Genomic DNA, 22,915 nt, shown 5'->3' with positions numbered 1-22,915 from the left:
GATTCGGTCCATGAGCCGCATCGGTGATTTTCCCGACGACGACGTTGCAGGCTGGGTGCTGCGATCGCCCGAAATCGGAACGGCCATGGCCAACTTCACCAACGCCGTGTACACGAAGGGGCGGTTGCCGCTGCGGGTGCGGGAGCTGGCCCGCATGGTCATCGCGCTCGACAACGAGTGCGCGGTGTGCCAGAACACCCGCGATTCCGACAGCGCCGCGGCGGGGGTCGACGAGGATCTCTACGACCACGCAGCCGAATGGCGCACCTGGCCCGGATACAGCCCCGCGGAGCGGGTCGCGGCCGAATTCGCTCACCGATTCGCCACCGGGCACACCGAATTGCGCGACGACGAGGACTTCTGGCAGCGGGCCGCCGAGCAGTTCGACCCCGAGCTGCTGACCGATCTGGCGCTGTCGTGTGCCATGTGGCTGGGCATGGGCCGGATGCTGCGCACGCTCGACATCGGGCAAACCTGCACGATCACGCTGTAGGTCGCCGCGCGGCGGCGCACAATTACTGCTGTGACAGCGCGGGCAGCCAAACCGTTGGCCGCAGCGGCCATCGCTCAGTTGGAAGCGGATGGGGTTGCGACACTGATCGGCACGGTCGTCAATCCGGCCGGTCTGATCCATGCGAAAACCGTTCCGCTGCGCCGCATGGGGATCTTCGCCGACCCGGGGCTGGGTGCCAGCCCGGTGTTCCATGCGTTCACCATCGACCAGACCGGCATCGTGTTCAGCGATTCTCTCGGCGTCGTGGGGGACCAGCGGATCCGCATCGACCTGGATGCACTGCGCATCCTCGGTGACGGATTGGCCTGGGCGCCTGGCGAGTTCTTCAACCAGGACGGCACCGTCGACCCGTACTGCGCGCGCGGTGTCCTGCAGCGGGTGACCGATCGAATGGCTGCCGCCGACCTTGCCGCGGTGGTCGGCCACGAGATGGAATTCGTCCTCGTCGGTCCTGACGGCGGTCGGTTGCCGTCGGTGATGTGGGCCCAGTACGGACTGGCCGGGCTGCTGGAGTTCGAAGGCTTCGTGCGGGATGTCACCAATGCGGCGACGACCTCCGGGGTGGCCATCGAACAGTTCCACCCGGAGTACGGCGCCAACCAGTTCGAGATCTCACTCGCCCCACAACCGCCGGTCGCGGCCGCCGATCAGCTGGTGCTCATGCGGATCATCGTGGGCCGGGTGGCCCGCAAGTACGGCCTGCGAGCGAGCCTGTCCCCGGTGCCGTTCGCCGGCAGCGTGGGTTCCGGTGCCCATCAACACTTTTCGCTCACGATCGGCGACACCGCGCTGTTCTCCGGCGGAACCGGGATGCGGGGCATGACAGCGCTGGGCGAATCGGCCATCGCAGGCCTGCTGGCAGGCCTGCCTGCCGCGCAGGGAGTGCTGTGCGGGTCGGTGCTCTCGGGCCTGCGCATGCAGCCCGGGCACTGGTCGGGTGCGTACAACTGCTGGGGCACCGAGAACCGGGAGGCGGCAGTGCGTTTCCTGATCGGCGGGCCCAGCAATCCCTACGGCGCCAACGTCGAGGTCAAGGTGATCGACCCGTCGGCCAACCCGTACCTGGCCAGCGCAGTGATCCTGGGCCTGGCGCATCACGGGATCGAGAACGAACTGTCGCTGGGGCCGGAGACCACGGTCGACCCGGGCAGTATGACCGAGGCCCAACGTGCCGAACACGGCGTCGTGGCGCTGCCCACCCGGCCGAGCGATGCGCAGTCAGCGCTGGACGCCTCGTCCCTGATTCGCGGGATCTTGGGTGATGAGCCTGTTGATGCGGTGCTGGCGGTCCGCCGCTACGAGCTGCAGAACTTCGGGGATCTACCGGACGAAGAGCTCACCGAGAAGTTCCGGATGGCCTGGAGCGTATAGGCCGTTTTCCGGGCCAGGTTTTCCGCGGAACTGCATTCCCGGTCGTCAAAGCTCACGCTTAACGACCGAGAATGCAGTTCCGCGCAGCGGTGCCGCGGATTCGATCGTGACCCGAGTGGCAATACTGGGATCATGATCGGCACATTGCGTTCCATGGTCCTCGACTGCCGCGACCCTCGCCGGCTGGCCGCGTTTTACGCCGAGCTGCTCGGCGGGGAGGTGGCCGCCCAGGATGACACCTGGGTGGTCGTGACGGATCCACAGGGGCGGCGCCTGGCGTGTCAGTACTCGCCACAACACGAGCCGCCGCAGTTTCCCGACCCTGCCGGGTCCCAGCAGGTGCATCTGGACATCAAGGTCGACGATCCGGATGTCGCCGAACGCCAGGTACTGGAGCTGGGCGCGACGCGGGTCACCGATGCGGTGGGCGAGAACAACTTCCGGGTGTTCCGCGACCCGGCAGGGCATCCGTTCTGCCTGGTGTGGGGCATCGAGTAGGCCTGATAGCGCCGAATGGCCAGTTAGCGCCTGGTTTTTGGGCGGCGGTTCAAGGGTTGGCTGCAACGGCGGTTGGCAGTCAATGGGTTGCTGAGAAAGTTCGTCGAGGGCTTCGGCGCGTGTTTTGGTGGGCCGGAAACACCTACAGCTCAGTGCCTTTGGGCAGGGGTGGAGGTGGACGCCTGGGGCGATGCTACGGGCAGCACGGATGACCCGCTCGCCGGCCACGACTGACTGGTTCAAGGACCGCCCCAGGTCAACGGCGTCAGCGTCACGCGGCAACGCGCCCGGCCGACTATGGCTGACCGCTGCTCGGTTCGCTGTTCTTGCGCCTGGCGGGGGCACCGTCCTGGGCGAACGAGTGATGGAAGGTGAAAGCATCCGGCCCGGGGGCGTGGTCGTGAAGGCGCTCCAGCTTGGAAACCCCATCACGCCAAACGGGTATGGCTTCCTCGGGTATCCACCAGCACACGTGATTGGGGTTCCCTGGCCTTTCGAACCAGTCGTAGCGCCTGTTCAGCGCCTCACGGTGTAGACCGGTGTAAATAGCGTCGGAGGCAGCACGCAGGTTTGTCCAGAGCGAGAGAGTCGCGGCCAGGGCGGTCGTCTCCGCCGTACGTCCCTTGCGGTACCACTTCGGTACGGTGAACTCTCCCCACGCACCCCAATCGGCCCCGAAGAGTTCGCCGCGGTTACCGTCCGCCGGTTCGGCATGAGCGATGTAGCCCGGCTGCCGACTGATCTGCCCGTAAACAGCCGCACCGATGTCGTAGAACTCGCGTGTGAGGGTAGTGGAATCGGCGAGAGGGGCTTTCAAGACGCCGAATGTGTACAGCGCAAGATGAGGCATACGTCTCTCCCTGGCCAGGGCTGCCCGTGGTGCCGCACCTGGTCTGTGGCTTGATCGTGGGGCGAGGGTTCGCAGGGCGTGACCGGATGCATCGCGTTACGGCCGGCCCAGCCTGTACGAGCTCCTGTGCGGTTGTGCTGAGCACCGAAGCCCGGATGAAGGTAGCCGCTTTCTTGCGCCATGTCGAAGTTGCAATTCCCCGCCTTGCATGGCCTCTCCCACTAATGGTTGAGCTGCAGGACCGCCGGTGTTGCCCACTTCCACTGAGCAGCGCGGCGGCTCGCTATACGACTGACCGCGTGGCATCGCCCACTTCTGGGTCGCCACCTCTGATCGAGGATTGAAGCCACAACCAAAGTCGCCGCCGACGAGAACCCTCCGCGGTCATGAACCGGGGCCGGCTGGGTTTGTGTTGCTCAGACCAGCCCGGTGGCGTCGAAGATCCAGGACATGTCCGCCGTGGCGAAGTCCGACAGCCAGCTCGCGGGCGCGTGGTTGGTCAGCGCGCCCATGTCCCAGTAGTCCTTCCACAGCGTCACCTTGCCGTTCTCCACGCGGTGCACCGTGACGAACTTCAGTACCGCGGATTCGCCCGTCTGCCAATGCCATTCCTCGTGATGCTCGTACATGGCGTCGGCACCGTTGGACAACAGCAGCCCGGGGAAGTTCTCGTAGGAGGCCAGCGGATCCAGGCCGATCTTGAGCCGCTTGACGATGTCGTCGGGTCCCTTGGCGGCGGCCGCCGGGCCCACCGGCATGTCGAGGTAGATACAGTCGTCGGAAACGTAGGTCTTGACCAGCTCCCAGTCGCGGTCTGACAACGCCTGCCACAGTCCGACGATCGTGTTCTCAACTGACACTGGTGAGTTCGCCTTTCTGGGTGGGCTGCGCGGGGGACCGGTGGGCGGCGCGCAGGAACCGTCCGGTGCGGGTGGCGCCGACGAGGTCGGTGAGATGGCCGTCGAGGTAGACCGCCCTGCCTGCGACGAGGACCGCGGTGACCGTGTCGTCGTTGCGGTTGACCATCCGCGACAGGCCGCCGTAGTGCTCGACGGTGTCTTCGGCGTATTCGTCCAGCGAACTGTCGAGCCGTTGCGGGTCGAGCACCACCACGTCGGCGCGGTCCCCGATACGCAGGTGCCCGGCATCGAGGCGGTACCAGTCGGCGAGCTCACCGGTGAGCCGGTGCACCGCCTGTTCGATTGACATGAAAGGCGTTCCGGCTTGCTCGGCGTCCCGCACATGCCGCAGCAGGCGCAGCCCCATGTTGTAGAACGCCATGTTGCGCAGGTGTGCCCCGGCGTCGGAGAACCCCAGCTGGATACCCGGGTCGCGGGCCAGCTTCTTGAGCACCTCGGGACGATGGTTGGAGATGGTGGTGCGCCAGCGCAACGCGGTGCCGTGGTCGAGGACGAGGTCGAGGAAGGCGTCGACGGGATGTACCCCGCGGTCCACCCCCACCTGGCCGAACGATTTGCCGATCACGGAATCATCGGGGCACGCGACGATTTCGGCGTCGAAGAAATCGCGGTGCCATACCCGGACGCCGAATTTGTTCTCGTAGTCCTTGCGGAACCGGCGGCGGTAGTTCTCGTCGCGCAGCAGCGCATTGCGTTCCACCTCGTCCCGCAGATGCAGGGCGGCCGCACCGGAGCCGAACTCCTCGAACACCACAAGGTCGATGCCGTCGGCATACACCTCGAACGCCACCGGCAGGTGCTGCCAGCGGAAGTTGCCCCCGAGCGCGTTGATGATGCGGGCCAGCGGCCCCATCAAGAGGATCGCGTACGGGTTGGCCTTGATGTCGGCGGCCGACAGCAGCGAGGTCTTCAGCGGATTGCGGAAGATGCCGAGCGACTGGGCCACCTGCGAAGCCAGGTTCATCGGATTCTGGATGTCGGGGCCGGACTGCAGGACTCGGCCGGTGCGGCGCAGCAGAGCCTTGAGCCTGCGCAGCTCACGCGGTTTGGCATAGGTCGACGGCAGGGTGCGCGACCGGCAGGTCTCGCCGTCGATCTTGTCGAAAAGCAGCTGCTGGGAGGACATTCCGACGAAACCGGCGCGGAGTGCCTCCTTGAGCATCTGCTCCATGCGGGCCTGTTCGGCACGGGTGGGACGCTGGTCCTTGCGGGTGGCGCGGTCCAGGCCCATCACTGCCGTGCGCATGTCGGAATGCCCGATGAACGCGGCCAGGTTCGGGCCCAAGGGCAGCGCCTCCAGGGCAGCGACGTACTCGTCGCAGTTGGTCCAGGTCTTGTTCGCGTCGACCGCGGCGATCACGTGCTCGCGCGGGATGGCTTCGACCCGGCCGAACAGGTCACCCGCGTCGACCCCGCCCACGTGCACCGTGGACAGTGAGCAGGAACCGAGCATCACCGTCGTCACGCCGTGGCGCAGTGATTCCGACAACGACGGACCGTTCAGCACCTCGACGTCGTAGTGCGTGTGGATGTCCAGCATTCCGGGCATGACCCACTTGCCGGTGGCGTCGATGACCCGGGGGCAGTCGGTGTCGTCGAGTTCCTCGGGCGAGATGGCGACGACGTGGCCGTCGCGAATCCCGATGGTGCGAACGGCCGACGGGGCACCGGTGCCGTCGAACCAGCGGCCGTTGCGGATGATTGTGTCGAAGGTCACCAAGTCATAGAACAGGCGTGGTCGTCAGGTGTCAATGAAATCCGTGAACAGATTTCAAGAAATGTCTACTGTTCGCCGATCGGGCTGGATGACCTGGGGTTATAGCGGCGCCCAGGCGTCGGGCTGACGGCCGTCGAGGTCGGTGAAGCCGTATTCCCTGGCCAGGTCGACAGAGCTGACCGACCGCTGGTTCCAGCGGGCCCGGGTCGGATCGGCGGCGATGGCGGCGATGCCCCGCCCGACGAATCGAGGGGTCTCGGATTCGGCGAAACCGGGTGGGGCCATCGGGTAGCCGTCGGCACGCATGGGATCCAGGGCGGTGTGCCAGTTCTCCTCTGTGATGCCGTAGTTGTCCAGCATCATCTCCGAACGCAGCCATCCCGGCGTGACGGCGACCGCCGTGGCGCCGAACACCGCGAGCTCGTAGCCGTGGCTGAACGCCAGCCGGTTGACCGCAGTCTTCACCAGGTCGTAGAACACCGAAAGCCGATAGTTCTCGAAGTTGAATTCTGTTGTGCCGTCTGTGATCTCGACGAGAAGTCCGCCCATCTTGGTGGTCATCAGGGGCAGCAGGCAGTGCGATGTGATCAGATGCGTGTCGATTCCCAGCCGCAGGATGCGCAGGCCGTCGTCGAGATCGTGCTGCCACATCGGTCGGCCCCACGTGGCCGGAGCGCCCTTGAGAATCTCCGCGCCCCAGATGTCGTTGACGAGGATGTCGATGCTGCCGAAATCGTTGCCGAGCCGCTCGGCCAGCGCCCGGACCGCAGCGATGTCGAGGTGGTCGACCTGGATCGGGATGCCGACACCGCCCAGCGCGCACACGAGTTCGGCCGTCTCCTCGATCGTTTCGGGGCGGTCGTAGTCGGACAGGCGGCTGCCGCAGACGCTGCTGCGCCCGGTGCAGACCACCGTCGCGCCCGCCTCGCCCAGCGCCATGGCGATGCCGCGGCCGGCCCCACGTGTCGCACCGGCGACCACGGCGACACGGCCGCGCAGCGCATTCGGATCCGGCGTCCACACCATCCGATGAGTATCGCGCCCGACGGCCACCGAACATTGCGGTTCAGCATTGTTGCCGTTGTGCAACCCCGCGCATACTGGCGAAGGTGACACCGCTACAGCGCTACATCGCAGAGGAAATTGCCACAGATCACGTGGACGGCCTGCTGTCCCGGCGAGAGGCACTGCGGAGGCTGGCCCTCATCGGTATGGGTACCGCCGCCGCCACCGCTCTGATCGCCGCATGCGGTGAGCAGAAGACAGCCGCGCCACCGACGTCGGAGTCGCCGACGCCGAGCCCGACGCCGAGTCCGAGCGGGCCACCACCGGGTTCGGTAGGCGCGTTGCCCACCGGTCCGGTCACCTGGACGGGGCCGGCCGGCCAGCTCCAGGGCGCCTGGGCGGCGGCGCCGCAACCCCGCGGCGGGGTCCTGGTGATCCACGAGAACAAGGGACTCAACGACTGGGTCCGTTCTGTCGCAGGACGTTTCGCAGGCATCGGTTACTCCGCACTGGCCATCGACCTGCTGTCCGGCCAGGGTGGCACCGGGGTTTTCACCGATCCGGCCGCCGCCACCGCAGCGCTGAGCAAGATCGCGCCCGAGGAGTTCGTCGCCAACCTGAAATCCGGCGTCGACGAGCTCGCCCGCCGCGTCCCTGACCACAAACTCGCGGCGGTGGGCTTCTGCATGGGCGGCGGTCTGGTGTGGCAGCTGCTGGCCGCGGGCGAGCCACGACTCGCCGCGGCGGTGCCGTTCTACGGACCGGCCCCGGACAATCCCGACTTTTCCGGTTCGCGCGGCGCGGCGGTCCTCGCCTTCTACGGCGCCTTGGATCAGCGGGTGACCAGCACCGAACCCGTCGTGCGTGCCGCGCTGGAGAAGGCCGGGATGGTGCACGACCTCGTCACCGAACCCGATGCCAACCACGCCTTCTTCAACGACACCGGGGATCGCTACAACGCGGCAGCGGCCGCCGACGCCTGGCGTCGCGTCCAGGACTGGTTCGGCCAGCACCTCGGCTGACCTGCCTGCGGAGTTCAGCGCCTGTTCAGGCACCGGTCGTGGGCACGTTGTTGACCGCACATCACGTCCGGTTCTGATCTGGGGCATGCGGGTTGTCCAGGTTGCCAACTTCTACGGCCCGCGCTCGGGGGGTCTGCGCACCGCGGTCGACCGGCTGGGCGCGGAATACAGCGCGGCCGGCCACGAGGTCTACCTGATCGTGCCCGGTGCTGACGCGGAACAGCACGTCCTGCCCACCGGTGTGGTACGAATCTCGTTGCCGGCCAGACAGATTCCGTTCACCGGTGGTTACCGCGCCGTTTTCCCGGGACCGGTCACCGCGCTGTTGTGCCAACTCGAGCCCGACGCGTTGGAGGTGTCCGACCGGCTGACCCTGCGCTCGCTCGGGCCGTGGGGCAGGCGCAATCGCGTTGCGACCGTGATGATCTCCCACGAACGCCTCGACCGCCTTGTCGGACAGGTGCTTCCACGGCCGATGGCCCGCGTGGTGGCCAACTTCGCCAACCGGCGCACGGCGGCGAACTACGACGCGGTGGTGTGTACGACGGCGTTCGCCCGCGAAGAGTTCGACCGCATCGGCGCCGCCAACGTCGCGACGGTGCCGCTCGGGGTCGACCTCGAGCAGTTCCATCCACGACGGCACAGCGAGCAGATGCGCAGCCGGTGGGCTGCCCCGCAACAGACCCTGCTGGTGCACTGCGGTCGGTTGTCGGTGGAGAAGCACGCCCACCGCAGCATCGATACGGTTGCCGCACTGCGTGATTCCGGTCTCGACGCCCGCTTGGTGGTGGTCGGGGAGGGGCCTATGCGGGCCCGGTTGGAACGTCAGGCCGCAAGGCTGCCGGTCGATTTCACGGGCTATATCGGCTGCCGGGACACGGTGGCGACCATTCTGGCCTCGGCCGACGTCGCGCTGGCCCCCGGGCCGCACGAGACCTTCGGGCTGGCCGCGCTGGAGGCCCTGGCGTGCGGCACCCCCGCCGTGGTGTCGCGGACCTCGGCCCTGGCCGAGATCCTCACCTCGGACAGCGGCGCGACGGCCGACAACGACCCTCGGGCCATCGCGCATGCCGTCACCTCGGTGATCAGCCGCCCGGAACCGCTGCGGCGCAGTAGTGCACGTCAGCGTGCCGAGCAGTTCACCTGGCCGCGGGCCGCGGCGGGGATGCTCGACGTACTCGGTGCCTGAGCGTCACGGCGGACGCGAGGAGCAATCAGGATCGCGGTACGTTGTCCGCATGAGCGGCCGGACCGACGACACGGCGCGGACCGCCACGCTCTGGTTCGCCCTGCTGCTGACGCTCACCAACGGTTTCCTCGACGCGCACACCTACTTCACGCGCGGGCAGGTCTTCGCCAACGTACAGACGGGCAACGTGATCTTTCTGGCGCTCGACCTCTCCGAGGGACACGTGGGTGCGGCATTGGCGCACCTCTGGCCGATCCTGGCCTTCATCGTCGGGGTGGCGATCGCCGCGCACATCAAATCGGGGCGCGCCGAGCAGCTGCTGCCGCACCCGCTGCGGTGGACGATGGCGATCCAGGTCGTGGCGCTCGCGGCTATCGGTTTCGTGCCTGCCACCGTGTCCCACACCGTGGTCACCGTCCCCATCTCACTGCTGGCGGCGGTGCAGATCGGGTTATTCCGCAATATCGGCGATCTGGCCTACCTACCGGTGGCGACGACCGGGAACCTCATGCGCTGCGTCGAATCGGGCTACGCCGGGTTCGTCGAGGGGAGTGCGGATGCGCGCCGCGCGACCGGTGTCTACGCCACCCTCATCTTCGCGTTCGCCTGCGGCGCCGTGATCGGTGGTCTGGCGAGCCGGGCCTGGGGCGTGCATGCGATCTGGCTGGCCGCCGGGATCCTGGCCGTCACCCTGGTGCTGTTCATCGTCGACCGCGACGCCGTGGCCTGAGAGGGTTTTGCGCAGGGTGACCACAGATCTGGTGTGGTTCCCGCGCCGGTTCTATGGTCCCCGGTCATGTCCGAAACCACCACGGTCCCAGAGTCTTTAGGTAGCCCCGCGGTACCACCGGGCCGCAAACTGCGCGGCAACCTCGGTGTCGTCGCCATCGTGTTCATGGTCGTTGCCGCGGCGGCCCCGCTCGGCGTGATCGGGGGAGTGGTGCCGCTGGGCATAGCCTCGGGCAACGGAGCGGGTTTCCCCGCCACCTTCATCGTGGCCACCGTGGTGCTGTTGTTGTTCGCGACCGGCTTCACCGCCATGACGCCGTACGTCGATGACGCCGGCGCGTTCTTCTCGTATGTCCGCCAGGCCCTTGGCTTTCCGGTCGGCATCGGCGTCGCGTTCGTGGCGCTCGTCAGCTACGTCGCACTGGAAGCGGGAGTGTACGGCCTGCTCGGACCGGCCGGGGCGAGCGTGCTCGAACTGGCAGGCGGCCCCGCGGTGCCGTGGTGGCTGTTCGCTGCCGGGGCGTTCGCGGTGACCACCTACCTGGGCTACCGCAACATCGAGTTGTCCAGCCGCGTGCTCGGTATCCTACTGACCGCCGAGATCGCCATCGTGGTCGTGCTCGACCTGGTGATCGTCGCCCGCGGTGGTGACCACGGACTGTCGACGGGCATCGTCAATCCGCACGCGATCCTGTCCGGATCACTGGGTATCGGACTGCTTTTCGCGATCATCAGCTATGTCGGATTCGAGGCGACCGCGATCTTCCGCGACGAGGCGAAGACCCCCGAGCGGACGATTCCGCGGGCCACCTACGCCGCGCTGATCCTGATCGGCGTGTTCTACGCGGTCACCAGTTGGGCGTTGATCTCCGGCTGGGGCGACGACGGTGCCGTCGCGCACGCCACCGGGTCGGGAAGCACGTTCCTGGGTGACACGGCCAAGCGCTACGTCGGCGCCGTCGGTGCGGACCTGATCACTGTGCTGTACTTCACCAGCCTGTTCGCCTGCATTCTGGCCTTCCACAATGTGGCGTCGCGCTATGTGTTCGCGCTGTCGCAGCGCGACGTGCTGCCCGCGGCGCTGAGCCGTCCGCACGATCGGCACGGTTCGCCGCACCAGGCGTCGCTGTGGATCTCGGCGGTTGTGGCGGTGGCGGTACTGCTTGCCGTGGTGTTCGGCCTCGACCCGGCCGCACAGTTCTACACGTGGTTCGCCGGGGCGACGACGGTCGGCGTGGTGGTTCTCATGATCGTCACGAGCGTGGCGGTACTGGTGTACTTCTCCCGCGATCGCCGCGGCAACTCGTTGTGGCGGATCCGGATCGCGCCTGCGCTGGGACTGGTCGGGTTGCTCGGCGCGCTCGTGCTCATCCTGTCCAACCTCAGTGATCTGGTCGGCGGGTCCAGTGTCCTGGCCTGGGTGATCGTCTCGGTGTTGGTCGCGGCCTTCGTCGCAGGTGCCGCTGTCGGGACACGAGTTGGCGCAAAGGCGGGCAAGGCGGCATGACGCTCAACGGAACGGTCGGTGCGGCAGCCACGCCGGAGCGAGAACTGGTGGAGCGCATCGACGACGGCTCCATCACCGAGTTCGAGGTGGCCTGGAGCGACCCGTTCGGGCATGCCCAGGGCAAGAGGATTCCCGCAGCGGGATTCCTGGCCCGGGCCCGCGGCACCGGATTCGCCTTCTGTGAGGCATCTTTGGGCTGGAACGCCGACGCCACGGTCATCGAAACACTGCGCCTGACCAACTGGTCCGGCGGCTACCCCGATGTGTATGCGGTGCCCGATCTGGCCACCTTTCGTGACGTGCCGTGGCGGCCGGGCGCCGGCCATGTGATCTCGGACATCGTCACCCACGACCGGCGGCCGTCGCTGCTCGATCCGCGCGCAGTGCTCAAACGGGTGCTGGCCCAACTGGCGTCGCTGGGCTACACCGCCAAGGTCGGCGTCGAGTTGGAGTTCTACCTGCTGGACCCCGACGGCTCGGCGTTCCAGGACGACATTCACGCCTATTCGCTGGAAAACGCCAATGCGCTCGAACCTCTGCTGACCGATCTGCACCAGACCTTGGCCGCGTTCACTCGGCTGGAGGGCATCGAAACCGAATACGGCCCAGGGCAAGTCGAGGCCAATCTGATCTACACCGACGCGCTCGAGGCGGCCGACGATGCGGCCCGGCTCAAATACGCTGCCAAGGAGGTCGCGCGCAGACACGGCCGGATCGCGAGCTTCATGCCCAAACCGTTCAGCGAACACTCGGGCAGCTCAGCGCACTTGCACGTGTCCCTGTGGCGGGACGGCGCACCGGCTTTCGCCGCACACGACGGTCATGAGAACGAGCTGGCGCAGTACGCGATCGCCGGGTTGCTGGAGCACCTCCCGTCGATCACCCTGTTCGGTGCTCATTCGGTGAACGCCTACCGCCGTTTCACCCCGGATTCGTTCGCGCCCGCCACTGTCACCTGGAGCCGGGACAACCGCAGCGCCGCCGTACGGTCACTGGTCGAATCCGATCCCACCGCCACCCGCATCGAATTGCGCAGTGGCGCATCCGATGCCAATCCGTACTGGTTGATCGCCGGAGCGCTGGCCGCTGTCGTCGCAGGCATCAGAGCTCAGCGCACACCGCCTGCCGCCGAGGGTGGGAATCTCTACGAGAAAGGCGTGCCGCTGCCGGAATCGCTCGGGGTGGCCATCGCGCTGGCCACGCAGGACGACACCATCGCCGGGATACTGGGGGCCGATTCGGTACACGACTTCGCCGAGATCGCGCGCAGCGAATGGCAGGCCTACACCGGTCACGTCAGCGATTGGGAACGGCGCCGGTACTTGGCGAACTCCTAGCCCACGTGGTTGACGCTTAGTCGATAATCGTCGGTATGAATCGGATCGTGGTGTGCTGTGTTGCGGCCGCACTTGCCGTCGCAGCGGTGGCGTGCTCCAACCCACAGGCCACCGAGAACCGCGACACCGCGGCCGCGACCACCACGGGCAGCCCGGTGCCGCCACCGGCACCGGGCACACCCGTCATCACGATCTCCGGAATGGGTTACAGCGCACCGATTACCGTTGCTCCGGGCACGCAGATCACCATCGTCAACGACGACGAGGTCGCGCACACGGTGACCTCGCGCACCAAGGGGTTGTTCGACGTCCATGTCGGCGGCAAGCAGCGTGCGGTTCTCACCGCGCCATCGGAGCCGGGGGAGTACGGCTTCGACTGCACGTACCACCCGGCGATGGTCAGCAACCTGACGGTGAAATAGCGGGCTCACGCCCGATCAAGCCCACGCCACCGGCAACCGCTTGATGCCGTGGATGAATGCCGACTGCAGCCGGTCGGGCTCGGCAACCGCGACAATGTCGGGCACCTGCCTGTGCAGCTCCTCGAAGGCCACGGTGATCTCGCGCCGCGCAAGATTAGCCCCGAGACAGAAATGTGTGCCACCGCCACCGAACCCGAGATGGGGGTTGGGGTGGCGCCCGACGTCGAACAACCACGGATCGGCGAATCTCGTCTCGTCGCGGTTGGCCGACCCGTACCACAGCGTGACTTTGTCACCCGCGGCCAACGGCGTGCCACCCAGCTCGGTGTCGCGGGTGACGGTGCGCCGCATGTAGCTCACCGGAGAGGCCCACCGCACGATCTCCTCGACCGCCGTGGGAGCCAGCTCGTCGTAATCGGCCCACCACCGCCGACGCTGCTCCGGATAACGGCTCAGCGCCAGCATGCCGTGGCTGATGGCGTTGCGGGTGGTTTCGTTGCCCGCCACCACGAGCAGGATGAAGAACGACGCGATCTCGGCGGAGGTCAGCCGCTCGCCGTCCACCTCGGCCTGCACCAGGCTGGTGGTGAGGTCGATGCCCGGTTCGGACCGCCGAGCCTCCGCCATGTCCTTGGCGTAGGCACCGATTTCGATTGCCACGCTGAAGAATTCCTCGAAGTCGGTGGTGATGTCGGGGTCGCCGAAGCCGAGGATGACGTTGGTCCAGTGGAAGACACGCTGATGGTCGTGCTCGGGGATGCCCATCATGTCGCAGATGATCTGCAGGGGCAGCGGACCGGCCAGCTCCTCGACCAGATCGGCGCGCCCGTCGGGATGCCGCGCGGTCATCGCGGCCACCAGGCTGCGCGCCCGCGCCCGGACCGAGTCCTCGATCAGCGTCACCACCCGCGGTGTGAAGGCACTGCGGACGATATTGCGCAGCCGGGTGTGCCGGGGATCGTCCATCGCGATCATCGACCCGAAATACTCTGCCAGCTCCGGGTTTTCGTCACCGATCGTGATGCCGCTGGCCGAGGAGAAGATATCCGGGTGGCGGCTGGCGTGGAACACGTCGTCGTACCGGGTGGCCACCCAGTGCCCCCTGCCGACCGGCGCTCCCTCTTGGACGAACTCGGGTTGGAACGACAGTGGTGCCTCGCGGCGAAGGGTGGCGAACGCGCCGTCTCGGATGTCGTCGTCGAGCGCCCAGAACTCCCAAGAGCCCAAGTTGATCTCGGACAGAGGAACCTCTGGTGGCGGGGCGCCGTTGGGCCGGGCCGCGATGCCGTTGCAGACCATCCAATCGAGCGTAGAGCGTCCGCCCGCCGCGTGGTGGGCATTCGGCACAGCGCTCAGGACACGGTCAGTGTCCGCAGCTGCGGCCAGATCTGTTGCCATGGCTGCTGACGTCCGCGCAGCACATAGATGCCCAGGTCGTCGTTGACCGTGCCGAGCTTGTCGGCGGAGCCGAAGTAGCGACGCACCGGTTCGGGGCTGCGGCCCACATAGAGGACGGTGTCCACCGAATCGGCTGGTGCAGCGAAGTAGCCGTAGCTGCGATTGGTGCTGTAGGCCGGCGGCAGGGCGTACCGCGGTGCGTATCCGTCGAGATATGCCGCCACGATGTAGGACTCGCCCAGCAGCGCGGTGTGTTCGCGCTGCGTGCCCGGCAGGTTCTGGTAGACCTGTGCGGTGGTGCGGGCGATCTTCTCGCCGATGTCGGATCGGGTGGCCCCGACGGAGAACACCAGGATGAGTACCGCCGTTGCGACGCTTGCCAATACGCCGACGCGGGCCGGCCAGAGTCGGTTGGCGGGCTTGTCGGCACGTCGCAGTTGCAGGCTCACCGCGCCTGCAGCGGCGAGCACGCCGTAGAGTCCCGCCAGGTAGTACGGACGGCCCAGCGTCGCGACGAACACCACGTACAGCACCACGGCGGTGGCCGCGATGAACCGGTACTGCCGCCAATGCGGCGCGCGCAGCAGTTGCCATGCGCCGTACAGGCCGAGGACCACTCCGAGCACACCCGCGTAGACGATGAGCTGCACCGCGACACCCGGGCGTCCGCCGTACAGCGCTTCGGCTTCACCGGCGACCACCCGGGTCATCTGCAGTTGTGGCCATCCGTGCGATTGTTGCCACCACAGCGTCGGTGCCGCCACGGCGATCGCGATCGTTGCGCCGAGCCACAGCGCCGGGCGGCGCAGCAGGTCGCGCGGCCCGCAGACCGCTATGCACACGAGCAACACCGCACACAGCAGTAACACTTGGAACTTCGTCATCACCGCGAGGCCAACCACCACGCCGAGCGCCACGAGCAGTCGATCGTCGCGCACTCGGATCCAGCGGATCAGCAGCCACATGATGGCCAGCCATTGCACCGGTTCGAGCGTGTAGGGCGTCAACCAGTGCCCCGTCAGCGTCGGCCACAGTGCTGTTGCCTGCGTCACAGCCGTCAATGTTTGGGCCCGGCGCTCCCCGCCGAACTCCCGCGCGATCATCGCCGCCAGCACCACGGCGACCGTGGTGGCCACCATGGCGGGCACCCGCAACGCAAACACAGATTCGGGCGCCGCGGCGTCCATGAGGGCGGCCAGCGCGGCAGCGGCCGGGGGTTGGTCTGCCGAGCCCCAGTCCAGGTGATACCGGCCGATGGCCAGCATGTACACCTCGTCGAACCAGTAGCCGGTGCCCAATAGTGTTGCGACGCAATGTGCCAGCGCCGTCACCGCGGCGATCGGCAGCACCGCCGTCGCAGCGAACTTCGGCGCCGAACGGGTCGGCTCGGCTGTGGCGATTTGCGGCATTGCCTTCAGGTTAGCCACGTCACCATGTCGTGTCGCGGAGCGACGCGGGGGTAACGCTCGCGACTGGCGCGTCGATAACTCACACGGGGTGAACGTCTCGCCGCGGTGTTGTCGCAAGACGTTACGGCGCCCGGCCATTGGGGGATGGCAGGCGCCCGGGTCACCAACGTAGGAGGTTCATGAATGAAACTGACGAATTTTGTCGCAGCGGCGATGACGGTCGGCGCACTCGGAATCGGAATCGCCGGCGCGCCGGCCGCATCGGCGGCCCCGGTGGTACCCGCACCGCTACAGCCCGGACACGGTCAGGACGATTGCTTCCCGTTCTGCAACGGCCGGGGTCCGGACCGTGGCCCGTGGAACAACGACCGCGCAGACTGGAACGACGACCACGGCCGTTGGGGTAACGACCACGGGGACTGGGACAACAAGGGCCCATGGTGGGCCAACAACCGGCACGACTGGTGGGATGACCGCCAGGGCCCGCCGCCGTGGGGCTGGGGCCCGCCGCCGCCGTATCAGTGGCGGGGTGGACCGTTGCCGCCGACCATCAACTACTACGGCTACGACCTGACCCCCGTGTGGAATGACGGTCCTCGCCAGTGGGGTGTCTGGCTGTTCGGCTTGTTCATCCCGATCTTCGGCGTCGGATAACCCGCCGAACAGGCTGATGCCGCAGCGTATGACGCTGCGGCATCAGTTTGTGCTCTTCCCCTTGAACCGGGGTGTGCCTACGGTCGTGTCAAGGGTGTGTGTGCGCACCCGCGTGCACGCTGCACCTTGAGCCGAGGAGATGTGCCATGAGTACGCGATTGCGGCGGCGACCGAGAATGTTGACCTTCGGCCTGGCCGCCGTCATGAGTGTGGTGGTGCTCGGGTTGGCGTTGGTGGCTCCGCCCGCAGCGCTCGCCGACGACCGTATGCAGTTCACCGGGACCACCCTCTCGGGCGCACCGTTCAACGGCTCCACCCTGGCCGGGCACCCTGCGGTGCTGTGGTTCTGGACGCCGTGGTGCCCGTTCTGCAACGCCGAGGCCTCTGGGGTGAGCGCCGTGTCGGCCGCGAACCCTGGCGTGACATTCGTGGGTGTGGCCGCGCATTCCGACGTCGGTGCGATGCAGGGCTTCGTGGACAAGTACCACCTGAACTTCACCAATCTCAACGACGCCGACGGCTCGATCTGGGCGCGCTACAACGTGCCGTGGCAACCGGCCTACGTCTTCTACCGCGCCGATGGATCGTCGACGTTCGTCAACAACCCGACAGCGGCGATGCCGCAGGACGAGTTGGCCAGCCGGGTGGCCGCGCTGCGCTGATCGGCGTGAATGACGAACTGGTGGGGCTGGCGTTCGGCGCCGGCCTCGTCGCGGCGCTCAATCCGTGTGGATTCGCTTTGCTGCCTGGGTATCTCGCGCTGGTCGTGCGCGGGCCGGACGACGGGGCGTGGCCGCGGGCGGTGCGCCGGGCTCTGCTGGCGACGCTGGCGATGACGGCCGGGTTCGTCGCGGTGTTCGGGCTTTTCGCCGCGTTGACGGTCGCGGTGGCCAGCACCGTGCAGCGGTACCTCCCTTATGTCACGGTGCTGATCGGTCTGGTCCTGCTGGGGCTCGGCGGCTGGCTGCTAGCGGGCCGGCATCTCGGCCTGCTCATCGGAGACACCGTGACTCGTCATGTCAATTGGGCTCCGACGGCACGTCTGGGATCCATGTTCGGCTACGGCGTGGGCTACGCGGTCGCTTCGTTGTCCTGCACGGTCGGGCCATTTCTGGCCGCCACAGGTGCGGGCTTCCGATCGGGTACACCGCTGCGTGGCATCGCCGTGTTCGGTGCCTATGCGGCGGGATTCATGGTGATCGTCGGTGCCCTCGCGGTGGCCGCCGCGTCGGCGAGCACTGTGGTGGTCGAGCGGATGCGGCGAATTGTGCCGTATGTCAACAGAATCAGTGGTGCGCTGCTGATCGTGGTCGGGGCCTACGTCGGCTACTACGGCCTCTACGAGATCCGGCTGTTCGGCGGGGACGGCTCACCTGACGACCCGGTGATCGCAGCGGCCGGTCGAGTGCAGGGTGCCGTGGCGGGCTGGGTCCATCAGCACGGGGCGTGGCCGTGGCTGGCGGCGCTCGCCGTACTGGTGTTGTCCGCCGCGGTGTGGCGACTGACGGTCAGGCGCGGCGCGAAAGGTCGCCCCGCAGGTCCGGCCACGGCGGGCGACGGATCATAGCCACGGTGGCCAGCGTCGCCGCGACCAAGCCGATCAACTCGCCCATCAAGGCCAGCCGGGTGGCGTCCACGGCGGGGACCCATGTCGGCCTGCCGTCCTTGACCACGAACATGCCGAGCGCTCGGGCGACCCGGCTGCCGTCACGGCGGTGCCGCACCTTGGACACCGGGATGACGGTGGCCCCGTCGGGCGTCTGATACGGCTCACCGAACACCCGGTCGGCATCGCTTTCGGTGGACAGGGCTTCCAGCGCCTCGGGCATCCGCATGCCGGCGTCCTCTCTGGTCAGCGGTCGAAGTCCAGTTCGTCGTCGAACGGGACGGCAGTGGCTTGTTCGATCAGGTCCGCCTCGTCGGCGTCGGTGTCGGGCGATATCCGGACCCGGCCGAGTTCGGACATGTCATCGTCGTCGACGGTGACGGGAGTGAGCTGTTCGACCGCATCAGCCTCGGGTGCGTCGTCGTCGAAGGTTCTGTCGCCGGCATACGTCATGGTCGTTCCTCCCCGATCGGTCCGCGATGGCCACCCCGATTGTCCTACCGGCGCCAGGGTGTTTCAACGGGGCCGGTCAGCGGGCCGGTGGGCCCGGTTTGGCCTGGGCGGCGTCCCGGCGCCGGGCGGCCATACCCGCGAGCGCCTCGAAAACCACGCGGTGGGCGGCGTTCACGGTCAGCTCGGCGTGGTCGTAGGCGGGGGAGACCTCCACCACGTCCACGCCGGCGACGTCGTGGCTGTAGCAGAGCTGACGCACCATGCGCAGCAGGTCGGCGCTGGTGATGCCGCCAGGCTCCGGGGTGCCGGTGCCCGGCGCGTGCGCCGGATCGAGAACGTCGATATCGACTGAGAGATAGAGCTTTTCGGCTTTGGCCAGGGCTTCGCCGACAGCGTCGTTCATCACTTCCTTGAAGCCGCGGTCCCAGATCTCCTGCATGGTGTGCCACGTCATGCCCTGCTCGAGCATCCACTCGAAAGTGTCCTGCGGCGGCCAGTATCCGCGCAGTCCGACCTGCACGAAGTGCGTGCCGGGCACCGCGCCGGACTCGATGAGCCGCCGCATGGGCGTGCCGTGGCTGGCCAGGTTGCCCTCGATCATGTCTGCGGTGTCGGCGTGCGCGTCGAAGTGCACGATGCCGACGTTGCCGTAGCCGTGCACGTCGGCCACCGCGGTGGCCGAGGGCCAGGTGATGGAGTGGTCGCCGCCGAGTACCACCGGAACGATGCCGCGGGAGGCCACCGCGTGCACGCGCTCACGGATGTTGGAGTGCGACACCTCGGTCTGTCCGTGCGGGCAGTACGCGTCGCCGAAGTCCACCACCTCGAGCCAGTCGAAGATCTCCAGCCCCAGGTCCAGGTGGTAGGTGCCGGGTTCGTAAGCGGTGGCGCGGATGGCGCGCGGGCCGAAACGCGCGCCGGGCCGGTTGGTGGTCCCGACGTCGAACGGGGCCCCGACGATCGCGACATCGGGCTGCCACGAGTCGAGTTGGTCGACCTCGGTCAGGAAGGGGCGGTGGCCGAACGACACCATCCCGGAGTACGGCAGGTCGAGCTGTTCGGCCATGCCTGGCGGCAGTTCTCGGTGTGCTCCGTGGTCTCCCATGCGGCGACCCTACCGCCGCCGCCGACGCGCTACGGACGACCGGTGAGACTCACTGCGCTGCAATGGAATTGAGTGCAGACCGGACGGGTTCGGGCACCGGTCGTTTGGCCCAGTCCGAGGTGGAGACGACGACGTAGACGTTGCGGCCGGTGACCGCGGGCCGTTCGGCGGTGGTGGCGCCGGAGCTCAGCACCGTAAAGCCCAGGGTGAAGCTCGTCGTCCCGAGGCGTTCGCACTGTGCGGTGACCCGCACGGCGTCTCGCCACCGCACCGGCGCCAGGTAGTCGATTTCGCTATGGACCACCTGCACGTCGAATCCCGACGCGATGAGGTCGGGGTAGCTCTCGCCGAGGTGATCCAGCAGCGCACCGAACGTCTCGTCGAACCACGTCAGGTAGTGGCCGTTGAACACCACACCCTGCTGATCGATCTCCGCATAGCGCGGCACGATGGGAAAACTGAACACCGACACCTGGGACACCCTTTCGCCGACACCCGGGCGCGAGCCACTGTAGCGCCGCGGTGTTGACTTGCCACGTGAGACTGGTGACGATCGAGGACATCCGCGGCGCCGCCGGGCGTATCGCCGCCGACGTGGTGCGCACCCCGCTGCTACCTGCCGGATGGGGCGACCCGGACCGTCCGCTGTGGCTCAAGCCCGAGAACCTGCAACCCATCGGCGCGTTCAAGATCCGCGGCGCGTTCAACGCGCTCGGCCTGCTGGATCCGCACGTGCGGGCCAGGGGAGTGGTGGCGTACTCCAGTGGCAACCACGCCCAGGCGGTCGCCTTCGCCGCAGCGCGGTACGGCGTCGCCGCCCACATCGTGATGCCCGAGGAGACCCCCGCGGTCAAGGTCGACGCGACCCGGGCGCACGGCGCGCAGGTGGTGCTGTGTGCCGCGGGCCAGCGGGAACGCGTGGCCTCCGAACTCGTCGAACGTACCGGCGGTGTCCTGATACCGCCGTTCGACCACCCCGCGATCATCGCCGGTCAGGGCACCGCAGGACTGGAGATCGCCGAGGACCTCCCGAGTGTCGCGACGGTGCTGATCCCGATCAGCGGCGGCGGGCTGGCCTCGGGGATCGGCACCGCGATACGCGCACTGTGCCCGCAGGCCAAGGTGTTCGGTGTCGAACCCGAGCTCGCGGCCGACACCGCCGAAGCGCTGGCCAGCGGACACCTGGTGGATTGGCCGGTGGCGCAACGTAACCGGACCATCGCCGACGGGCTACGGTCAACCCCGTCGGCGCTGACATTCGCCCACCTGCAACACGTTCTCGACGGCGTCATCACGGTCAGCGAGGACGAGATCCGAACGGCAGTAGGAGAATTGGCGCACAGTGCGCATCTGGTCGCCGAGCCAAGCGGTGCCGTCGCGCTCGCCGGCTACCGGCGCGGAACGCTGCCCGATGGTCCCGCGGTGGTCATCGTCTCTGGCGGCAACATCGAACCGGCGCTGTTGGGCCACATCCTCGCCGGGTAGGGCCCTTTGCGCGGAAATTCAGCGGATCGCCCGCAAACCGACGCCCGGTCCTGTCCACCGGGTTCTCGTGGCGCAGCACATATTGACGTGCCGCACCGTCACCAACGCGGCCGGTCACCAGGTGTACTTGCTCGGCGAGGCCCGGGTATGGTCAGCCCGAACAGGTGGACGGCGGCCACACTTCCGGGCCCGCGGTATGTTGCGTTGTCGCGCGTTTTTGCGGGCCACCGTTTCGTGGCCACAGCTCCGAGGGGAGTACGTGTGGACGCGGTGCTCGGCGTCTCGATGACCGGATCCAGCGTGGGTCTGGTCCTGGTCGAGGGACGCGACGGCGACGGCACCACGCTGGCCCACGACACGATCGATCTGCGGGCCTACGACGAGCGCGACGTCTGCGACGAGGTCGTGTCCGCGGTGGTGCAGCTCGACGAGATGGCGGCAGGTAGTGGCCACGAGTTGCGCTCGGTCGGCGTCACCTGGAACGACTACGCCGAACGCGAGGCATCCCAGGTGATGAGGACGCTGCCCGAGTCCGGCTTTCCGGGTGTGGTGCCGGTCCGGTTGCCGCAGGCCACCGAGGCGCTGGCGCGCGGTATCGCCGATGTCGTCGGTTTCGACTCGACGGTGGTCTGCGTCATCGAACCCGAGATGGTCATCGCCCTGACCGTTCGGCCCGGAGGCGGGCCGGTTCGCAGTGCGGTCAATCATCTCGTCGACGGTGACGAGGCGCTCTCCGATTGGCTGCGCGAGGTTTTCGCAACCACCGCCTCGCGTCCGGATGCGGTGGTGGTGGTCGGGTCGGCCGGTGACCTGACCGGGGTCATGCCGCGGTTGGAACGCACGCTCCGGGTTCCGGTGTTCACGCCGGCCGAAGCCGAGCTGGCGCTGGCCCGCGGTGCCGCCCTGTCCTCGGCGCGGCGCGGTCGATTCATGTTCGACGGTGGCCCCGCCATGCGCCGGAAACGTTGGAGTGCAGCCACATTCGCGCCGGTCGCGATGTTGGCCGGTGGTGTGGTGACGTTCGTCGTGTCGACCTCGGTGGCCGTGAGCATGCAACTCGTGACGGGTCAGGAACCCGCTCCGCCGATCACCCGCCCCGCCGTCAATGTCTCGGGCGCATCGGTGGCCGTGACGACACCACCACGCGTCGCCGTTGCGCCGGAGCCACCGGCCCAGCTTGTCGAGTCGGCGCCCGCGCAACCGGCCGCGCCACAACTGCAGGCACCGGAGTTCGTCGCCGAGCCCAGCGTCGATCAGGCCCCTGCGGGTCTGCCTGCCCCGCAGGAGGTTCCCGGCCAGGTGCCCGACGTGCCCGCTGCGCCACCGGACGGATTGCCGCCGGCCGAGATTCCCGCCGCTCCCGGCGCGCAGGAGGATCCCGCCACCAAGCTGCCCCTGCGGATGCGGATCCTCGGGCGGTTGGGGCGCCTGCATCCGGCACCGGACGTCGCGACCGAGCCGATTCCGGACCAGGCCGGTGTACCGGCGCCCGGGCAACCGCCTGCCCCCGCGCCCGACCAGCCGGCGGCGACCCAGGACGTGCCGGCGCCGCCCCCGGTGCCGTAAACCCCGCCGCAGGGTCGGTGGCAATTACCGAGTCGTTTTCGGTAGCGAGCGATCTGTTCTGCCCCGGTGTTGCTGGTGGCGAGTGCTGCAGCGGGCCGACCCAGGGGTGGATGAAACGTTCCTGCGACGCGTGCCGATGCAGTAAGCGTGACTCGCCT

24 protein-coding genes are annotated in these 22,915 nt (G+C 67.7%); 14 read left to right on the top strand and 10 right to left on the bottom strand.

Annotation, left to right across the window (positions count from 1 at the left end; all coding sequences use genetic code 11):
- Positions 1-10: 10 nt before the first annotated feature.
- The 3 genes from BST13_RS28165 to BST13_RS28155 all read left to right on the top strand — a co-directional run bounded on the left by BST13_RS28165 (position 11) and on the right by BST13_RS28155 (position 2,383).
- Positions 11-493, top strand: coding sequence for a carboxymuconolactone decarboxylase family protein (locus BST13_RS28165; RefSeq protein ID WP_083168063.1), 483 nt, complete (start codon positions 11-13; stop codon positions 491-493).
- Positions 494-523: 30 nt separating this feature from the next.
- Positions 524-1,885 (top strand): type I glutamate--ammonia ligase, encoded by a 1,362-nt coding sequence (locus BST13_RS28160; protein WP_083168053.1) that lies wholly within the window; start codon positions 524-526, stop codon positions 1,883-1,885.
- A gap of 132 nt (positions 1,886-2,017) precedes the next feature.
- Complete coding sequence (locus BST13_RS28155; RefSeq protein WP_083168050.1) at positions 2,018-2,383, top strand: VOC family protein; 366 nt, start codon at positions 2,018-2,020, stop codon at positions 2,381-2,383.
- Between the two features lie 295 nt (positions 2,384-2,678).
- Here the strand turns inward: BST13_RS28155 and BST13_RS28150 are convergent, their stop codons facing one another.
- The 4 genes from BST13_RS28150 to BST13_RS28135 form a co-directional block, all read right to left on the bottom strand.
- The gene (locus BST13_RS28150) at positions 2,679-3,233 is read right to left on the bottom strand and encodes a DUF3291 domain-containing protein (protein WP_083168048.1); all 555 of its coding nucleotides are present in this window, start codon (positions 3,231-3,233) and stop codon (positions 2,679-2,681) included.
- Positions 3,234-3,649: 416 nt separating this feature from the next.
- Positions 3,650-4,093 (bottom strand): nuclear transport factor 2 family protein, encoded by a 444-nt coding sequence (locus BST13_RS28145; RefSeq protein WP_083168045.1) that lies wholly within the window; start codon positions 4,091-4,093, stop codon positions 3,650-3,652.
- The gene (locus BST13_RS28140; RefSeq protein WP_083168042.1) at positions 4,083-5,870 is read right to left on the bottom strand and encodes an N-acyl-D-amino-acid deacylase family protein; all 1,788 of its coding nucleotides are present in this window, start codon (positions 5,868-5,870) and stop codon (positions 4,083-4,085) included. Before BST13_RS28140 ends, BST13_RS28145 begins: the two co-directional genes overlap by 11 nt.
- A gap of 99 nt (positions 5,871-5,969) precedes the next feature.
- Positions 5,970-6,896, bottom strand: coding sequence for an SDR family oxidoreductase (locus BST13_RS28135; RefSeq protein ID WP_083168039.1), 927 nt, complete (start codon positions 6,894-6,896; stop codon positions 5,970-5,972).
- 83 nt (positions 6,897-6,979) lie between these two features.
- On the opposite strand from BST13_RS28135, the gene BST13_RS28130 reads away from it, so the two are divergent.
- The 6 genes from BST13_RS28130 to BST13_RS28105 all read left to right on the top strand — a co-directional run bounded on the left by BST13_RS28130 (position 6,980) and on the right by BST13_RS28105 (position 13,081).
- Positions 6,980-7,897 (top strand): dienelactone hydrolase family protein, encoded by a 918-nt coding sequence (locus tag BST13_RS28130; protein WP_083168037.1) that lies wholly within the window; start codon positions 6,980-6,982, stop codon positions 7,895-7,897.
- 85 nt (positions 7,898-7,982) lie between these two features.
- Positions 7,983-9,086, top strand: coding sequence for a glycosyltransferase (locus BST13_RS28125; RefSeq protein WP_083168034.1), 1,104 nt, complete (start codon positions 7,983-7,985; stop codon positions 9,084-9,086).
- Between the two features lie 49 nt (positions 9,087-9,135).
- The gene (locus BST13_RS28120; protein WP_083168031.1) at positions 9,136-9,816 is read left to right on the top strand and encodes a YoaK family protein; all 681 of its coding nucleotides are present in this window, start codon (positions 9,136-9,138) and stop codon (positions 9,814-9,816) included.
- A 66-nt stretch (positions 9,817-9,882) separates the two neighbouring features.
- Positions 9,883-11,322, top strand: a complete 1,440-nt coding sequence (locus BST13_RS28115) for an APC family permease (protein ID WP_083168029.1) — start codon at positions 9,883-9,885, stop codon at positions 11,320-11,322.
- A complete protein-coding gene (locus BST13_RS28110; RefSeq protein WP_083168026.1) occupies positions 11,319-12,659 on the top strand; it encodes a glutamine synthetase family protein in 1,341 nt (446 codons plus the stop codon). The genes BST13_RS28115 and BST13_RS28110 overlap by 4 nt, the downstream gene beginning before the upstream one ends.
- 35 nt (positions 12,660-12,694) lie before the next feature.
- Positions 12,695-13,081 carry a cupredoxin domain-containing protein gene (locus BST13_RS28105; protein WP_083168024.1) on the top strand — a complete coding sequence of 129 codons (387 nt, stop codon included), beginning with the start codon at positions 12,695-12,697 and terminating at the stop codon, positions 13,079-13,081.
- 15 nt (positions 13,082-13,096) lie between these two features.
- On the opposite strand, the gene BST13_RS28100 is transcribed toward BST13_RS28105, so the two are convergent.
- A complete protein-coding gene (locus BST13_RS28100; RefSeq protein WP_083168021.1) occupies positions 13,097-14,380 on the bottom strand; it encodes a cytochrome P450 in 1,284 nt (427 codons plus the stop codon).
- 53 nt (positions 14,381-14,433) lie between these two features.
- The gene (locus BST13_RS28095; protein WP_083168018.1) at positions 14,434-15,888 is read right to left on the bottom strand and encodes an ArnT family glycosyltransferase; all 1,455 of its coding nucleotides are present in this window, start codon (positions 15,886-15,888) and stop codon (positions 14,434-14,436) included.
- 183 nt (positions 15,889-16,071) lie between these two features.
- Here BST13_RS28095 and BST13_RS28090 point away from each other — a divergent pair, with 183 nt between their 5' ends.
- The 3 genes from BST13_RS28090 (at position 16,072) to BST13_RS28080 (ending at position 18,109) form a co-directional block, all read left to right on the top strand.
- Positions 16,072-16,542, top strand: a complete 471-nt coding sequence (locus tag BST13_RS28090; RefSeq protein WP_083168016.1) for a hypothetical protein — start codon at positions 16,072-16,074, stop codon at positions 16,540-16,542.
- 203 nt (positions 16,543-16,745) lie between these two features.
- Complete coding sequence (locus BST13_RS28085) at positions 16,746-17,204, top strand: protein disulfide oxidoreductase (RefSeq protein ID WP_245839840.1); 459 nt, start codon at positions 16,746-16,748, stop codon at positions 17,202-17,204.
- A 5-nt stretch (positions 17,205-17,209) separates the two neighbouring features.
- Complete coding sequence (locus tag BST13_RS28080; protein ID WP_083168013.1) at positions 17,210-18,109, top strand: cytochrome c biogenesis CcdA family protein; 900 nt, start codon at positions 17,210-17,212, stop codon at positions 18,107-18,109.
- On the opposite strand, the gene BST13_RS28075 is transcribed toward BST13_RS28080, so the two are convergent.
- The 4 genes from BST13_RS28075 to BST13_RS28060 form a co-directional block, all read right to left on the bottom strand.
- Positions 18,051-18,377 (bottom strand): hypothetical protein, encoded by a 327-nt coding sequence (locus tag BST13_RS28075; protein ID WP_083168011.1) that lies wholly within the window; start codon positions 18,375-18,377, stop codon positions 18,051-18,053. The two genes, BST13_RS28080 and BST13_RS28075, sit on opposite strands and share 59 nt — an antisense overlap.
- Before the next feature lie 17 nt (positions 18,378-18,394).
- Positions 18,395-18,601 carry a hypothetical protein gene (locus tag BST13_RS28070; protein ID WP_083168008.1) on the bottom strand — a complete coding sequence of 69 codons (207 nt, stop codon included), beginning with the start codon at positions 18,599-18,601 and terminating at the stop codon, positions 18,395-18,397.
- A gap of 76 nt (positions 18,602-18,677) precedes the next feature.
- Positions 18,678-19,667: an agmatinase gene (speB, locus tag BST13_RS28065; protein ID WP_170064348.1), complete on the bottom strand. Its 990-nt coding sequence runs from the start codon at positions 19,665-19,667 to the stop codon at positions 18,678-18,680.
- Positions 19,668-19,755: 88 nt separating this feature from the next.
- Positions 19,756-20,178 (bottom strand): acyl-CoA thioesterase, encoded by a 423-nt coding sequence (locus tag BST13_RS28060; protein ID WP_083168002.1) that lies wholly within the window; start codon positions 20,176-20,178, stop codon positions 19,756-19,758.
- A gap of 65 nt (positions 20,179-20,243) precedes the next feature.
- Between BST13_RS28060 and BST13_RS28055 the strand changes: the two genes are divergently transcribed.
- Complete coding sequence (locus tag BST13_RS28055) at positions 20,244-21,191, top strand: threonine ammonia-lyase (RefSeq protein WP_083168000.1); 948 nt, start codon at positions 20,244-20,246, stop codon at positions 21,189-21,191.
- Positions 21,192-21,452: 261 nt separating this feature from the next.
- Positions 21,453-22,757, top strand: a complete 1,305-nt coding sequence (locus BST13_RS28050) for a DUF7159 family protein (protein WP_083167997.1) — start codon at positions 21,453-21,455, stop codon at positions 22,755-22,757.
- Positions 22,758-22,915 lie beyond the last annotated feature (158 nt).

It is taken from the genome of Mycobacterium aquaticum (assembly GCF_002086485.1).
GTDB lineage: Bacteria > Actinomycetota > Actinomycetes > Mycobacteriales > Mycobacteriaceae > Mycobacterium > Mycobacterium aquaticum.
This window is presented reverse-complemented; position numbering and strand designations above follow the sequence as displayed.

Coding starts and splice junctions, on each gene's coding strand:
- BST13_RS28165 (WP_083168063.1), top strand. CDS start 11: ATGAGCCGCATCGGTGATTTTCCCGACGACGACGTTGCAGGCTGGGTG.
- BST13_RS28155 (WP_083168050.1), top strand. CDS start 2,018: ATGATCGGCACATTGCGTTCCATGGTCCTCGACTGCCGCGACCCTCGC.
- BST13_RS28150 (WP_083168048.1), bottom strand. CDS start 3,233: ATGCCTCATCTTGCGCTGTACACATTCGGCGTCTTGAAAGCCCCTCTC.
- BST13_RS28135 (WP_083168039.1), bottom strand. CDS start 6,896: ATGGTGTGGACGCCGGATCCGAATGCGCTGCGCGGCCGTGTCGCCGTG.
- BST13_RS28125 (WP_083168034.1), top strand. CDS start 7,983: ATGCGGGTTGTCCAGGTTGCCAACTTCTACGGCCCGCGCTCGGGGGGT.
- BST13_RS28120 (WP_083168031.1), top strand. CDS start 9,136: ATGAGCGGCCGGACCGACGACACGGCGCGGACCGCCACGCTCTGGTTC.
- BST13_RS28115 (WP_083168029.1), top strand. CDS start 9,883: ATGTCCGAAACCACCACGGTCCCAGAGTCTTTAGGTAGCCCCGCGGTA.
- BST13_RS28110 (WP_083168026.1), top strand. CDS start 11,319: ATGACGCTCAACGGAACGGTCGGTGCGGCAGCCACGCCGGAGCGAGAA.
- BST13_RS28105 (WP_083168024.1), top strand. CDS start 12,695: ATGAATCGGATCGTGGTGTGCTGTGTTGCGGCCGCACTTGCCGTCGCA.
- BST13_RS28100 (WP_083168021.1), bottom strand. CDS start 14,380: ATGGTCTGCAACGGCATCGCGGCCCGGCCCAACGGCGCCCCGCCACCA.
- BST13_RS28095 (WP_083168018.1), bottom strand. CDS start 15,888: ATGCCGCAAATCGCCACAGCCGAGCCGACCCGTTCGGCGCCGAAGTTC.
- BST13_RS28090 (WP_083168016.1), top strand. CDS start 16,072: ATGAAACTGACGAATTTTGTCGCAGCGGCGATGACGGTCGGCGCACTC.
- BST13_RS28085 (WP_245839840.1), top strand. CDS start 16,746: ATGAGTGTGGTGGTGCTCGGGTTGGCGTTGGTGGCTCCGCCCGCAGCG.
- BST13_RS28075 (WP_083168011.1), bottom strand. CDS start 18,377: ATGCGGATGCCCGAGGCGCTGGAAGCCCTGTCCACCGAAAGCGATGCC.
- BST13_RS28070 (WP_083168008.1), bottom strand. CDS start 18,601: ATGACGTATGCCGGCGACAGAACCTTCGACGACGACGCACCCGAGGCT.
- speB (WP_170064348.1), bottom strand. CDS start 19,667: ATGGCCGAACAGCTCGACCTGCCGTACTCCGGGATGGTGTCGTTCGGC.